12 protein-coding genes and 1 pseudogene are annotated in these 13,603 nt (G+C 52.9%); 7 read left to right on the top strand and 6 right to left on the bottom strand.

The window, feature by feature from the left end:
• The 6 genes from H7848_RS08965 to H7848_RS08990 all read left to right on the top strand — a co-directional run bounded on the left by H7848_RS08965 (position 1) and on the right by H7848_RS08990 (position 5,559).
• Positions 1-348: a tetratricopeptide repeat protein gene (locus tag H7848_RS08965; RefSeq protein WP_208350361.1), complete on the top strand. Its 348-nt coding sequence runs from the start codon at positions 1-3 to the stop codon at positions 346-348.
• Positions 336-2,408 (top strand): type III secretion system export apparatus subunit SctV, encoded by a 2,073-nt coding sequence (gene sctV / locus H7848_RS08970; protein WP_208350370.1) that lies wholly within the window; start codon positions 336-338, stop codon positions 2,406-2,408. The genes H7848_RS08965 and sctV overlap by 13 nt, the downstream gene beginning before the upstream one ends.
• Positions 2,409-2,509: 101 nt before the next feature.
• Positions 2,510-2,845, top strand: a complete 336-nt coding sequence (locus H7848_RS08975; protein ID WP_208350373.1) for a pilus assembly protein N-terminal domain-containing protein — start codon at positions 2,510-2,512, stop codon at positions 2,843-2,845.
• Positions 2,846-2,857: 12 nt separating this feature from the next.
• Positions 2,858-3,538: a response regulator transcription factor gene (locus tag H7848_RS08980; protein WP_208350375.1), complete on the top strand. Its 681-nt coding sequence runs from the start codon at positions 2,858-2,860 to the stop codon at positions 3,536-3,538.
• A 25-nt stretch (positions 3,539-3,563) separates the two neighbouring features.
• Complete coding sequence (locus H7848_RS08985) at positions 3,564-4,916, top strand: sensor histidine kinase (protein WP_208350377.1); 1,353 nt, start codon at positions 3,564-3,566, stop codon at positions 4,914-4,916.
• Positions 4,917-5,016: 100 nt separating this feature from the next.
• On the top strand, positions 5,017-5,559 hold the full coding sequence (locus tag H7848_RS08990) for a hypothetical protein (RefSeq protein WP_208350379.1): 543 nt from the start codon (positions 5,017-5,019) through the stop codon (positions 5,557-5,559).
• A 340-nt stretch (positions 5,560-5,899) separates the two neighbouring features.
• On the opposite strand, the gene H7848_RS08995 is transcribed toward H7848_RS08990, so the two are convergent.
• Positions 5,900-9,034 carry an efflux RND transporter permease subunit gene (locus H7848_RS08995; protein WP_208350381.1) on the bottom strand — a complete coding sequence of 1,045 codons (3,135 nt, stop codon included), beginning with the start codon at positions 9,032-9,034 and terminating at the stop codon, positions 5,900-5,902.
• Complete coding sequence (locus H7848_RS09000; RefSeq protein WP_208350383.1) at positions 9,031-10,194, bottom strand: efflux RND transporter periplasmic adaptor subunit; 1,164 nt, start codon at positions 10,192-10,194, stop codon at positions 9,031-9,033. The genes H7848_RS08995 and H7848_RS09000 overlap by 4 nt, the downstream gene beginning before the upstream one ends.
• Before the next feature lie 259 nt (positions 10,195-10,453).
• Between H7848_RS09000 and H7848_RS09005 the strand changes: the two are divergent.
• A pseudogene (locus H7848_RS09005) lies at positions 10,454-10,636 on the top strand (transposase); the annotation flags it as partial.
• 15 nt (positions 10,637-10,651) lie between these two features.
• Here H7848_RS09005 and H7848_RS09010 read toward each other — a convergent pair.
• From H7848_RS09010 to H7848_RS09025, 4 genes are all read right to left on the bottom strand, one after another.
• Complete coding sequence (locus H7848_RS09010; protein WP_208350384.1) at positions 10,652-10,933, bottom strand: hypothetical protein; 282 nt, start codon at positions 10,931-10,933, stop codon at positions 10,652-10,654.
• Between the two features lie 103 nt (positions 10,934-11,036).
• Positions 11,037-11,228 carry a hypothetical protein gene (locus tag H7848_RS09015; RefSeq protein ID WP_208350385.1) on the bottom strand — a complete coding sequence of 64 codons (192 nt, stop codon included), beginning with the start codon at positions 11,226-11,228 and terminating at the stop codon, positions 11,037-11,039.
• A gap of 49 nt (positions 11,229-11,277) precedes the next feature.
• Positions 11,278-12,399, bottom strand: coding sequence for an alanine/ornithine racemase family PLP-dependent enzyme (locus tag H7848_RS09020; protein ID WP_208350387.1), 1,122 nt, complete (start codon positions 12,397-12,399; stop codon positions 11,278-11,280).
• Positions 12,396-13,598, bottom strand: a complete 1,203-nt coding sequence (locus H7848_RS09025; RefSeq protein WP_208350388.1) for an N-acetyltransferase DgcN family protein — start codon at positions 13,596-13,598, stop codon at positions 12,396-12,398. Before H7848_RS09025 ends, H7848_RS09020 begins: the two co-directional genes overlap by 4 nt.
• Positions 13,599-13,603 lie beyond the last annotated feature (5 nt).

Here is a 13,603-nt window from a genome sequence, read left to right on the forward strand (position 1 = left end):
ATGACCCGGAAACAACATAATGTTTTGGTTTTGATGGCACAGACCTATGTCAGGTTGGGTCATTCCCGGCATGCGCTTTCGCTGTTGCATCCCGTTTTGAAAGCAGATCCGGATCATGTTCTGGCCCTACGTGCCGCGGCGCAGGCGCAACTGGATGTTGGTGAAAATGATCGCGCCATTTCGACCTGCGAACATCTGTTATCGATCGAAACGGGGTTTTCCGCCCGCAAAGGCATTCAGCTTTTGCTGTCACGTGCCCTTTTCCGCGCCAATTCAATGGCGAAGGCCAGGCGCGCCTTTGCTGCCGCGCAGAGTACAAGTGAAAGGTCAGTCCAATGCAACACCTGACCACACAACGCTTGCTGCAATTGCTGACCAGCAGCAAGGATTTGTCCATCGGTGTGCTGCTGATCATAACGATCATGTTGATGATCCTGCCTATGCCGACCGCTTTGGTTGATGGCTTGATTGGTCTGAACTTCGGCATCGCGGTTTTGCTGTTGATGACGGCGGTTTATCTTGGATCGGCGCTGCAGCTTTCAAGCCTGCCAGGCATAATCCTGATATCCACCATTTTCCGGCTGGCGTTGTCTGTTACAACAACACGTTTGATTTTGTCTGAAGGCAACGCTGGTGCCATCGTTGACACATTCGGCGCCTTTGTGATCGCTGGCAATGTCGTTGTCGGGATGGTCGTATTCTTTATCGTGACAATCGTCCAGTTCATCGTAATCGCCAAAGGATCCGAGCGCATTGCCGAGGTTGGTGCACGCTTTACGCTGGACGCCTTGCCTGGCAAGCAGATGAGCATCGATGCCGAGTTGCGAAACGGCGATATCGACAATCTTGAAGCCTCTCAGCGCAGATCACTGCTGCAACGTGAAAGCCAGTTTTACGGTGCAATGGATGGCGCGATGAAATTTGTGAAGGGCGACGCTATCGCCGGTCTGATTATCATCAGCGTCAACCTGATCGGCGGACTAACGATCGGTATGGTCCAGCGCGGCATGTCATTTGGCGAAGCAGGGTATAAATATTCGCTTCTGACTGTAGGCGATGCCCTGATTTCACAGATACCTGCGCTGCTGATTTCGATCACCGCGGCCACAATCGTCACCCGTGTGCAAGGCGATACGCAACGCAATCTGGGCTCAGACATTATTGCCCAGTTGATGTCCGACAGGCGCGCCATGCGAATGGCTGCGTTTACGGTTTGCGGTATGGGACTATTGCCAGGATTTCCAACCGTTATCCTGCTTATCCTGGGTGGTCTTTTTGGTTTTGCCAGTGTTCTGATTGGCCGCAAAAAGCCTGATACCGCCGCCTTACCCGAGACAAACGAGGACGCAGTTTCTGTGACACAGTTACCGGCAGACGCCCCTGTCGAGGTGTTGGTATCCGACGCGCTGGCGCATGACATTGACCTTGATGCTCTTGCAGAGCCGATCCTGGCGCTGCGCGATAAAATCAGCCAAACGATAGGGCTGCCATGTCCTGCCATGACTGTGAAAATGGACCCATCGCTGCAAACAGATTGCTTTCAGATTATGATGGAAGACGTTCCGGTACTTCGGGATACGTTGCGTGATGATCGAATATATGTGGAGGATTGCCCCGAATTCATTGACCTGATCAGTGTTCCGTTTGATCAGATTGCAACCTCTGATGGCCGCACGTTATATAGTGTGCCGTCTGACCATAAACAGGCGGTTGCGGATGCTGGCCTTCTTTATCGCGCGGCAACGCAGCACCTTGTCGACATGCTTGAACGGTCTGTTTTCAAGCATTTCGCGTTATTCGTCGGCATACAGGAAACGCAGACGATGCTAAGCGAACTGGGTCAAACTTATGAAGCGCTTCGCAATGAAGTGCTGCGCCAGTGCCCCGTTCAGCAAATTGCAGATGTTTTGCGTCGATTGGTTCAGGAACAGATTTTTCCGACAAACAAACGCCAATTTATGGAGGCATTGGCCGAGTGGGCTTCGCCGGACCAAAATGGCGTGACCTTGACCGAATATATACGTGTTTCCCTGGCCAAGAAAATCTGTCACCAGGTGGCCGATCAGAATGGCACGATTTCAGCCATTGTTCTGGAACGCGATACCGAGGCGCTGTTACGCGATTGCCTGCGTGATACCAATGTTGGCCCCTTCCTTATGCTGGACGACAAGCAAAGCGATCTGCTGCTGTCTGAAATTCAGAAAAGTACACAATCGATAAGTAATGGTCAGGTGAAGCCGGTACTGATGACTGCAATGGACGTGCGGCGCCATCTGAAAACCTTTCTAACCAGAAATAATATCGAAATACAGGTGCTATCGTTTCAGGAACTGGCCGATGGCTTCACAGCTTTGCCGGTTTCAACCCTAAGGTTAGGCGATTCATCGCCGGCAAACGATGTCGCGTGAATTGAAATTGCCAGCAGATGACAACCGCTGCTATTGCACCAGTCGTGTATCGTTGATTGGTGTCATTTTTTCGGATCGTGCTAAACCGTAAAGGAAATACCATGCGTTACAGTATTTTTCTAGGACTTGCCTTCTGCCTGTCGTGGCCCGTTATGGCCGATCAGATACAAGACGATCTTATGATACCGATCATTGAATCCGAAGGTAGCCTTGTACAACTGGAACACGAGGCCTCAACTGTCTTTGTGGCCGACCCCAGTATTGCCAGCCTGCAGGTTGTCTCGAGCAAGACGGTTTTCGTCCTGGCCCATACGGTCGGCAAAACTACGCTTTATGCTCTTGATGAAAACGATGACGTCATCATGCAAAAAGAAATCGTGGTGCACAAATCGCTGCAGCATCTTCAACAGCAACTTCGCGAACAATCCGGATCATAAGTAGGCGATGATATGAGAGTCCTTTTGCTGGAAGACAACTTGAGCAATGCTGAAATTTATCAAATGCACCTGAAGAAATCAGGATTTGCCGTTGATCATGTGGAAACGCTGACGGAAACAGAAGATGCCGTTGCAGTGACAGACTATGATATTCTGCTGCTGGATCGTCAGGTGCCCGATGGCGACAGCCGTATATGGCTGTCAGAGGTTCGTAAAACAGGTGTCTCGGTTCCTGTTCTTTTCCTGACCGTACGGGATACGATCGAAGATCGTATCGAAGGTCTGGATGCGGGTGCTGATGACTATATGCCAAAGCCCGTCGCCCCAAAGGAACTGGAAGCCCGCATTCGCGCGATCCTGCGTCGCCCAAAGGAAATGCTGTCAGCCAAACTGGTCTGCGGAAATCTGTCATTCGATACACGGCATCGCGAAACCTGTATCGATGATATTCCTGTCAAGATTTCAAAGCGCGAAGGCTGTCTGCTGGAACGTCTTATGCGAAGGTCAAACCACGTTGTCACAAAAACGTCACTGGAAGACGGTCTTTATGGTCACGGCGAAGAAGTCACACCAAACAGTATCGAAGTATGTGTTTGCAGATTAAGAAAAAATCTAGAAAAGGCCGGGGCAAAAGTGGATATCCACACGATCCGGGGCGTTGGGTATCTTATCCGTGAGCGGGTCATCAATTAGATTTCAGCTTAGCCTAAGATTTGGCTTGCTTGCATTGATCGGTGTTCTGATTGCGGCTTACGCAATCACCCGGCAAATCCGACATCTTGATGACCTTGTACAGGAAGTCGCGCTTGGCCATCAGATTGAAGATCTGGCCAATGCGCTTGGCCGTGACGCAGACGGCATGCCGACATTGGATTTGCCCCCCAGGTTGTTGCGTCTTTACGAAGAGGAACATAACGGCTCGGTCTTTGTTATTCGCAATCAAACGGGTCAGGTTTTATTTGATGACGGCGATAATGCCTTAAAGATTCTTGAGCCTGGTTTTACCTTCCCCAGTTTTTTTCATTATTTCCAGGCCGTGGATATGTCACCCGAGGAAGCCCGTGGATTGGACCCGCAACGTTTTGGCATGACCGAACGTGTTAATACAGATATCGGCGAAGTTTTTATAACGGTGGCACAACACAGAGTGGCTGATGATTTTCTAAGCCGCGCTGTCGCTATAGAACTGGTGGATGATGCGATTTTGGTGGGCGGCCCCTTGTTGATCCTGTTTATTCTGGCCGGCTTTGGTGTCGTCAGTTACAGCACACGCGGTCTTAGTTTTCTATCTGAAAAAGCCCGCGATATCGGTCCCCAGACCATCAGAACCAGACTGCCCGTTCACGCCGCACCGACCGAGGTGATGCCGCTGGCCCACGCGTTCAACGAAGCGATGGACCGCGTGGCCGAAGGATATGACAACCAGCAACGTTTCACGATTGACGCGGCGCATCAGTTGAAGACGCCGCTGGCAGTACTGCGCGCCAGGCTGGAAACCATAGCACCCTTTGCCGGGCGGGATCTGCTTGAGGTTGACCTGAGCCACATGGAAACTTTGATCCAGCAGCTTTTGACAAGTGCCCGCATAAGTGTGGTGAACATCAGCCCAGATGAAACCATAACACTGAATGCTTTGGCACAAGAGGTCGTCGTCGCATTGGCTCCGATCGCGATTGAACAAGGCAATACCCTTGAATTGGAGCGCCCCGATGTCCCCGTTGTCGTAATGGGCGAGTCGCATCTTGCGATGGAAGCCATTCGAAACCTTGTCAATAATGCCATCAATCACACGGCTGATGGTACAACCGTCACTGTTCGGGTCTCTGAACCACATAAACTGCAGGTTCTTGATCGTGGTCCTGGGGTGCCTGACTCGGAAAAGAAACACATCTTCATGCCCTTCAGTCAGGGGCGCAAACCCACCAGAAACGGCACCGGTATGGGGTTGGCTATTGTGTCACAGATCATGCAGGTCCACTTTGGTAAGGTCACAGTCGAAGATCGCGATGGGGGCGGTGCCGTGTTTACCTTGCATTTTTCCCCGCCGCTCGTTCGGCAAGCGGAAGAATAACGCCATCTGCGAAAATTTCGTCCTATGCTGATCAGCATGTAAGCGTGCTGTAAGTTTGTACATTTATCCAGTGCTCACTATAACTCAGGAGCACACATAAATGTCTATCACATCAGTAAACGCAAACATGAACACACCAACAGCAACCCCGGCTGCGGGCGCCGAAAAGTTCTCTGAAGCGATCAGCAAATCTGCAAACGAAGGTCTGCAAATTGCTCAGCGTCCAGTAGGTGGCGACATACTAAACCTGCCGGCAAATAATCCTAAACTTGATGGCATCTCCAATGCAATCAATGCTGCGGGCTTTATTGGCACTGCCATCAATAGGAATGCTCTGGAATCGGATCTGAAACGCGAATTGCCAAGCGCAATCAGCGCTTTGGAAAACGCGCCAGAGGGATCAGTTGTCAGAGTCGACATCAATATGTCGAGTAACGGAAGCACGTATTTCGGAACGCGTGTTGGCGGAGTAGAACTGGCAGCAAGTTACGGAGGTCGCGGTGGTGATAATCTAAATGCACCAGGTCAACAAACCGTAACCTTCTTCATTCACAACTCAAAGAACTCGTCACCCAATATGGGCGGTGACCCTGTTGCCAGCCTCAAGGATGCCCGCGAAATGCTTGATCTTCTGAGACGATAAGTCAAACATGGTTGTTGAAAAAGGCCCCTGCTTTGTGCAGGGGCCGATTTTGTAATCATCTTGAAGCTGTTTTGGGCGATTTGGCTCTGTTTCCGGATCATTTATTTACCAACATACCAACGATACAATCTGTCCGGCCTGGACAACCGTACCGTTCTGACCGAGTTGATCGCAGACGGCATCATCGTCACCCATAACGGCAGACCCACCAAAGCCTTCCACATCCCAAGCTGCAGCAGCAAACATCACGAAGCGTTACGACGATTGAAGCAACAGAAACTATCCGCTTTTATACACCTTTGAAAATCCAGCCATCTTTCAGTCATGGAAAGGGGGGATCTCATGACTGATGCGATAACTGCATTCGAATTCTGGGGCGCGAACGATCTGCCCGGCGCTCGCGCAGCATAAGCATCGCTGGTGTCACGATCAGTGTCAGAAGTGTCGCAATAACCAATCCCCCTGCGATTGCCGAGGAAAGCTCGGTCCACCATTGGGTCGACGGGGCGCCATAGACGACTTCGCGGGTGAAGAAATTCAGGTTCAGACCGATCACCATTGGCATAAGGCCAAGCGCAGTCGTCACCGAGGTCAAAACAACAGGTCGCAGACGCTGCGCACCCGTGCGCAGCGCGGCCTCAAGCGGTGCAAGGCCACGACGGATAAAATCGTTATACGTATCAATCAGAACGATGTTATTGTTCACAACGATCCCCGCCAAAGCAATCACTCCGATTCCGCCCATGACCACGCCGAAAGGACGCCCGGTCACCATCAACCCCAGCAAGACACCCGCGACGGAAAAGACAATTGCACTCATCACCACGAAAGCCTGGTAAAAACTGTTGAACTGCAGTACCAGGATGACAAGCATCAGGAAGATCGCCGATATGAATGCGCCGATCAGAAAGGTCATCGCCTCGGCCTGATCTTCGGCCTCGCCTGCAAAGCTAAAGGTCACGCCCTCGGGCAGAGTGGCGGTCTCAAGTGCGGATTGCAGAGCCGTGATCTGATCGTTCACCAAAAGACCCGGCGCGACATTTGCTTCGATTGTCACAACGCGCTGTTCATCAAGGCGGCGGATGGTGCCAACGCGTGGCGTGGGCGCAAAGGTGACAAAATTCGAAATCGGCACCAACCCGGCCGAGGTCGGCACCCTGAGATTTCCCAATTCAGCAAGTGTACGTGCATCGCGGGGAAAGCGCACCCGGATATCAAGCGCGCCTTCGGCATCATCGGGGCGGTAATCAGCGACAGTGATGCCTTGCGTCAGCATTTGTACGGCCTGCCCCAAAAGGCTGACATCGGCTCCAAAACGGGCAGCTTCGGCACGGTCCACAAGGATCGATACCTCAACCCCGGGAAGCGAACGGGTGTCGGTCACGTCCGTGAAGCCGCCAACCTGTTCCATGATACGAAACACTTCATCCACCGCCTCGGTCTGGGTGGCCGAGGCACGTGCGCGAATCTGCAGATTGACCGGTTTGCCCGCCGTCGGTCCGCTATCGGCGGTTTCGACCTGTACATCAATACCTGGAATATCGGCCATTTCAACCCGGATGGCTTCGCCGATCAGTGCGGCTGTCCGCCGTTCATCCCATTCGATCAGGTCCAGTTGGATCACGCCGATCGTTTCTTCATCACCTTGTCCGGCGGACATGGTCGAGCGTGCATAGACACTTTCGAATTCATCGTATTGCAGAAGACGATCTTCAACGATGCGCACCAGCGCATCACGTTCCCAGATCGAGAAATTGTCGCGCGCGCGCACCTGCACCGACATGAATTCAGGCTCGACAGACGGGAAAAAAGTCAGGCCCCGCCCGAATTGTCCATAGGCTGTGAATCCCCCCAGAAGAAGCGCCAGAGCAAAAAGAAGGGTCGCACCAGGCCGCAGCAGTGCCCATTCCAGAAGGCGGATGTAAGCGCCCGTGACCCCTCCGATCTGACGCGGGTCACCGTATTCAGCGGCATGAAGCGCGCGTTTGGCGCTGGCGGTTCGTGGCTGTCGCCGACCGATGACACCACCCGTTACCGGAATAAAGATCAGCGCCATGAACAGCGACGCGAAAAGCGTCAGGATAACGGTGATGGGCAAAAACTTCATGAATTCGCCCACAAGGCCAGTCCAGAAAAGAAGCGGAAAGAAAACACTTAGTGTCGTTGCAGTTGAGGCGATGACAGGCCAAGCCATACGCTTGGCCGCAGCGGCATAGGCATCTTTGGGCTCAGTGCCGGCCTGCAAATGCCTGTCGGCCAGTTCCACAGTCACAATGGCGCCGTCCACCAGCATGCCCACCACCAGGATCAGGCTAAAAAGAACTACGATATTCATCGTATAGTCCATGGCCCAAAGTGCGGTGACGCCAGTCAGAAACGCACCGGGAATTGCCAGTCCAACCAAAATGGCAGACCGTAGACCAAGCGCATAAACAATGACGATCATAACAAGAATAATGGCTGCAATCACATTCGCCTCAAGGTCCGAAAGCATGCTTTTAACATCCTCGGACTGGTCTTGCAGATACGTTACCTCGACGCTGTCCGGCCAATCCTGTCGGGCCTCTTCAATGACTTCGCGCACATCTTCAATTGTATTGATGATATTCGCGCCTGAACGTTTCACGACCTCAAGCGACAGTGCGGGTTGACCATCTATCCGGGCAAAACTGGTCGGGTCTTCAAAAGTACGCCTGACGCTGCCAACATCGGCAAAGGTAACGACCGTATTGCCGCGCACCTTGACCGGCAGCTCCATCACATCCTCGATATCTTCAATCAGACCGGGAACTTTCAGACCGATGCGTGCGCCGCCGGTTTCAATAGCGCCCGCAGCAATCAGGCTGTTGTTGCGCTGCAGTTGGCTGATAAGCTCATCAAAACTTAAGTTGTATGTCTGAAAAACCGTTGGGTCGATCAGGACCTCCATGATTTCTTCACGCTTGCCGCCGATATCCACCTCAAGAACGCCCGGCAGGGCAGCAACAAGGTCAGCGGTATCATCGGCTATAGTGTTCAGCGCGCGTTCTGGAACAGGACCTGACAGAACAATCGTGATGATCGGGAAAAGGGCCGTATTGATTTCAGTAATCTGAATATCGTAGGCATCCTCTGGCAACTCGCTTTCAACCCGATCTGCGGCCTCTCTGACTTTATCAAGCGCCTCATCAATGTCGCCACCTGCTGTGAATTCAAGCTGCAGCGAAGCAAATCCTTCGGCAGCATCCGAACTCATTTTCTCCAGATCTTCGATTGACCCGAATTCGGCCTCCATCGGTTCCAGCAGCAGGCGTTCGGCATCGGTCGGACTGATGCCATCAAGACCGGTTGAGACATAAACAAGCGGCAGCGGTACTTCAGGGTTTGCCTCTTTCGGGATAGTAATATAGGCGAATATCCCTACGGCAAGAAGCATAACAAACGACATCACAACGACACGCGCGCGCGAAAATGCAGCATCTATGATAGTGTTCATTGCCCTGTCCTCTGCTGGACCGAGGCATTGTTCATGTCAATTTCCGGTTCAGGCTGCACAGCTTCGCCGTCGCGTACAAAACCCTGTCCAATTGTAATAATATCGGCACGATCTGGCAGTCCTGTTACCCAGATCCCGTCAATCTCGGCGCGTACAACATCAACCGGATAGAAAACGACACGCCCGTCTTCGACAGTTTTGACACCGGTTTCGCCCGATGGATCAAGCGATACGATAGACGGCGAAATGAAATGCGCCTGCGCCTGACCTGTCGGGATCGAAACCTCAGCTGAAATTCCTGCGGCAATAACGCCACCATCGTTCGGTACCTCAATCTCGGTTAAAAAGGTCCGTGTGTCGGTCGAAGCGGCCGATCCGACAAAAGTCACACGACCTTCGCGGCGTTCGCCGGTGATGAACGTAACAACGGCTTGCTGACCATCCCTGATCCGGCTAAGCGCCTGTTGTGGGACCTGAACAGCAACGGTCAGCGGTTGATTGTCGACAAGACGCGCGACATCTGCCCCGGCCTGAATGAACTCACCCTCATCTAGTGTCATCGTCTCAAGCCGCCCCGCAAAAGGTGCGACAATATCGGTGCTCTCCAACGCTGTTTCGGCCGAGGCCAGTTGCGCTTCGGCGGCCGCAAGTGTAGCGCGCGCTTCCACAACGCGATCTTCTGTGGCGATCCCGCGGTCGCGCAGATTTTGCGCATTTTCAAATTCGCGACGCGCACGCGCGATTTCCTCACGTGCGCGCTCGACATCGGCGCCTTCTCGGTCAGTGGAAAGACGGGCTATGACGGTATCGGCCTGAACAATGTCGCCTTTTTCAACAAGAACTTCAGCCACATCACCCGATGATTCAGCACGGATCATCGTGTCGCGGTCAGGTTGTGCCTGACCTTCAGCCTGAAATGTCAGAATGACCGGCTGTATCTCAGAGGTGCGGAATGCAACTGTAATTGGGTCACGTTCGGTGTCGTTGTTATCAGCAGACATACCTTCGCTTGGCAGCAGAAACCCGCTGACCATCCAGACTATGATCACCACAATAATGGCGACCGCAACCCAGGTCGAACGTCGAGCGCCTGCATCATCTTCTTTGAAGCGAAGCGCATCCGGCCCTTGCGTATTGATGACGTCACTCTTGTTGTTCATCAAGCAATCCTTTGTATCTGCCCTTTAATGCGACAGTCTTTAGCTATCCCAGCCTGAAATAATGACTACTCAGACAAACTAGTGACTTACAGATTTCTCAATAGCGACGCAGATGCAAGTATCCCAATTTTGCCAAGCTGGAAAACGCCACGTTGATGATTTTATGGGCAAACGGCCTGACCTAAACGGTCGCAGGATCGACCGACGCAATGCGGACATCGCGTTTGCAGTATCGAACGCTCGCAAGATAACATTCTGCTTACGCGCCAGCATCCCCGGCCGAAAACAGCAAAAGAATCCCGCCAAACACGACAAGCGCCGCACCCGGATCGAAATCATGTTCGGCAGGCTCAAGGATTGGCGACGCCTTGCAATCAGATACGACAGACGCCCAAAGATCTTCCTGTCGGTCATCACCCTCGCAGCAAACGTTATCTATTGATTATAAGTCCTAACCCTAGAAATCATCAAACTCCGGGACATTCCCAAGTCTGACAAGAAAGCTTGGTGATCCGACCTCGCCACTGTTTGGGTCTTCACTAATCATATAGGCATCAGCACCGGCGCAATCCTCGGACTGGGCTTCCCGCTCGGCTCTGTTCTGGGCTTCTGACGCCGTTGAATATTGAAATTGCTTGCCAATTTTCAGGCTTGTTTGCCCGTCACGCCCGGGCTTCTGTTCCACATATGTCTGACAGATATAATGAACTTTGGTTGTCTTCTCGTCTGCGTGCGCCATGGGCTAGATCCTTCGTACTTGTCGTGGCACCACTGAAGCCTGAAAGGAGCGGGCAACGTATGTGTTATCGCTTTGTGGCGACCTTGGATGAACCTGATCCATTCTACCGCGATGGCTTTCTTGGCGTGTTTGCTTCTCGTTCGAGGCGCGCGTTGCGAAGACGGTCTATCTTGATTTGCCGCTGTTCAGCCTCTTCCTCGACCATCTTTCGTACGATGCGGGTTGTCTTATCCATCGGTGTTTCCGCTTTGGGAGTTTGTGTTTTGAATACATTAGTTTTTGTCAGCTTTGCCAAGTGGCAATCTCCTCTTTGGTTTCACCCAGGCGGGTCTGAACAAGGTCGTTCAAATCAATGCCAGGTGTTTGAATGGGCCTTGGACATCGCGTGAGTTTGGCGCGGGTCGGTCATTACGTAGACTTATCTGAACATCCGGGGCGGCCATGGCGCGCATCAAAGCGCCATAATTCATCTGAAACCGCATTTCCGATCCAACGCCCAGCGTCGCATCGTTCGTTCCAATAACACTGTGATCGCTTGTTGCGCCGATAAGTGTAGTGCCTGCAGGCATCGAAAGCCCAGCCGCGTCCGTGTCCTGATGCCCAATCGCAAGAAGCAAACGCGTGGTTGCTGAGTTGTTTGGGGCAAGGCGAGTTTTTGCCATGGTGGGGTCAGTATAGCTGACGAATGCGTCTACAGACTTGGCGTCTGTCTCTATAACTTCGGCGACCAGTGTAAACGCATCCCCGAACATTCCGCCTATCTTATCCCCTGTGACCGGATCGACGCCCAAAAGGATTGCTTCCCCAAGGCGTAGATCGTTGATCCGACCAGTGGCATATCCCCCAAGCGCCCAAGGCAGGTTTGCAGAACTGCCACCAGATACTGTCTGAAGGAACGGGCCAGAATACTGCTCGATACTATTCGCAAGAACAGACAGTTCCCGCATCTTTTCAGCCGTTGGTGCAATGCCGCTGAGACAAGCGAAGTTGGCACCGATACCTGTCAGGGCCACTCCGTGCATGTCCACCACTTGCTGTGCTATTTCGCCGAGATCTTGCGGCATGATCCCTTCGCGCAGATCACCCATTTCGACCATCAGGATAATGGCGTGAACCTTATTATGCCGAAGCGCAGCAGCAGCTAGGGCCGCAATCACTTTTATCTCTGTGTTGTAGCTCGCCTCGCAAACTTGCACGATGTCATCGACCTGGCTCAGCATCGGCGTCCGGATCAAGGTGATCGGACATGTCATTCCACCTTGGCGTAACCGCTTCACATTGCTCAAACGCGACTCAGCCAGACCTGCGGCGCCGCTGTCGCACATAGCCTTGGCGATGTCTGGATGCCCACAAACGGCTTTGGTCACTGCGGTCACATGGATGCCACTTACGTTCAACCGCTCAACAATACTACGCGTGTTTTGGCGTATCTTGTGCAGATCAACATCTATGCGCGGGCAGCTCAAATCGCGGCCATGGGTGTTTCTTGCCGCAGGCCGGGATAGGCAGCAACAACCATCGCCAACAAATGTATCGCTGGTCGGCTGAGCGCGTCGGTCACAGGCAGCCCGAGCTTCTCAGTTTGCGCAGCAATCGTGTTTGTGACTTCGGCTTCGGACATGCCTTCGTGATTGAGCGTGACACCGATGACCTTGGTATCAGAAAACGCCTCGATCAAAGCAATCTCACTTGCCAGAGTGGGCATTGGCATGTTGGGAAAATCGCAGCGATGGGCGCGTTTGGGTGCATGCTGAAGGATAACGGCGTCCGGTTGGCTGCCCCGCAGGATAAAGGCGGATGTGCAGAACGCCGGATGGCTAAGCGCGCCTTGGCCTTCGATCAGGATGACATCAGGTTGTTCTACCTCTGAGGCCGCGACAATCGCGCCCTCAAGTTCGCCACAGCAAAACTGGGGGGGTACGGCGTCCATAGCCACACCATATTTCGCGCCCTGCATCAGACCCGTCTGACCTGTCCCAACCAGCACAGTCTTGATGCCCTTTGCGTTCAAGGCATGAGCCAAGATCGTCGCAGTGGTCCGCTTTCCGATGGCGCAATCGGTCCCAAGAACTGCGATGCGCAGCGCATGGACATTCGTGACACTGCCATCGAACAAACGCATGTCTTTGCTGGGCTTGGGTTTGCGGATGTCGCGGATGGTGACCCGTCTTTCCGATGCGGCTTGCGCAATTTCGATGTCGTCGCTCAGATATTCATGCAAGCCACTGACGATGTTCATGCCGCGTGCGATTGCATCCATCACGACTTCACGATCAGCCGCGGAAAGCCGCCCAGTTGAGGGGGCCATTCCATAAATGAAAGTATCAGGCATGATGGTTTCATGGGCGACAGCGGCATCTAGGCTTTCGAAGATTGGTATGTTGTTGATCGCGTCATCAAGAACCAGCCCACTGTTGTCGCCTCTGTGGTTGCTGTCGATGACCGAGACAATCCGGTAGGCTTCTGAATAACGCACAAGGCCGTTGGCCGTCTTGCCGTCAACTCTGGCAAAGTTACCCTCGCAATAGACAATCGCTGTTGGCTGCACGTTGATCTGAGTGAGGGAAGATGATTGTGTCGGCGTGTCCCGACGGGTCAAGGGAGGCGCTTGTGCGCCTCTGACGTGACGACGAATGGTATCTACCGTTTGGGTTTTTATTTTCATAGTAT

It is taken from the genome of Pseudaestuariivita rosea (genome assembly GCF_017592335.1).
In the GTDB taxonomy this organism is placed as follows: Bacteria; Pseudomonadota; Alphaproteobacteria; order Rhodobacterales; family Rhodobacteraceae; genus Parasulfitobacter; species Parasulfitobacter rosea.

Excerpts from the sequence above, each read along its gene's own strand:
- H7848_RS08965 (WP_208350361.1), top strand. The coding sequence starts at position 1 with ATGACCCGGAAACAACATAATGTTTTGGTTTTGATGGCACAGACCTAT.
- H7848_RS08975 (WP_208350373.1), top strand. The coding sequence starts at position 2,510 with ATGCGTTACAGTATTTTTCTAGGACTTGCCTTCTGCCTGTCGTGGCCC.
- sctV (WP_208350370.1), top strand. The coding sequence starts at position 336 with ATGCAACACCTGACCACACAACGCTTGCTGCAATTGCTGACCAGCAGC.
- H7848_RS09025 (WP_208350388.1), bottom strand. The coding sequence starts at position 13,598 with ATGAAAATAAAAACCCAAACGGTAGATACCATTCGTCGTCACGTCAGA.
- H7848_RS08990 (WP_208350379.1), top strand. The coding sequence starts at position 5,017 with ATGTCTATCACATCAGTAAACGCAAACATGAACACACCAACAGCAACC.
- H7848_RS09010 (WP_208350384.1), bottom strand. The coding sequence starts at position 10,933 with ATGGCGCACGCAGACGAGAAGACAACCAAAGTTCATTATATCTGTCAG.
- H7848_RS08995 (WP_208350381.1), bottom strand. The coding sequence starts at position 9,034 with ATGAACACTATCATAGATGCTGCATTTTCGCGCGCGCGTGTCGTTGTG.
- H7848_RS09000 (WP_208350383.1), bottom strand. The coding sequence starts at position 10,194 with ATGAACAACAAGAGTGACGTCATCAATACGCAAGGGCCGGATGCGCTT.
- H7848_RS08980 (WP_208350375.1), top strand. The coding sequence starts at position 2,858 with ATGAGAGTCCTTTTGCTGGAAGACAACTTGAGCAATGCTGAAATTTAT.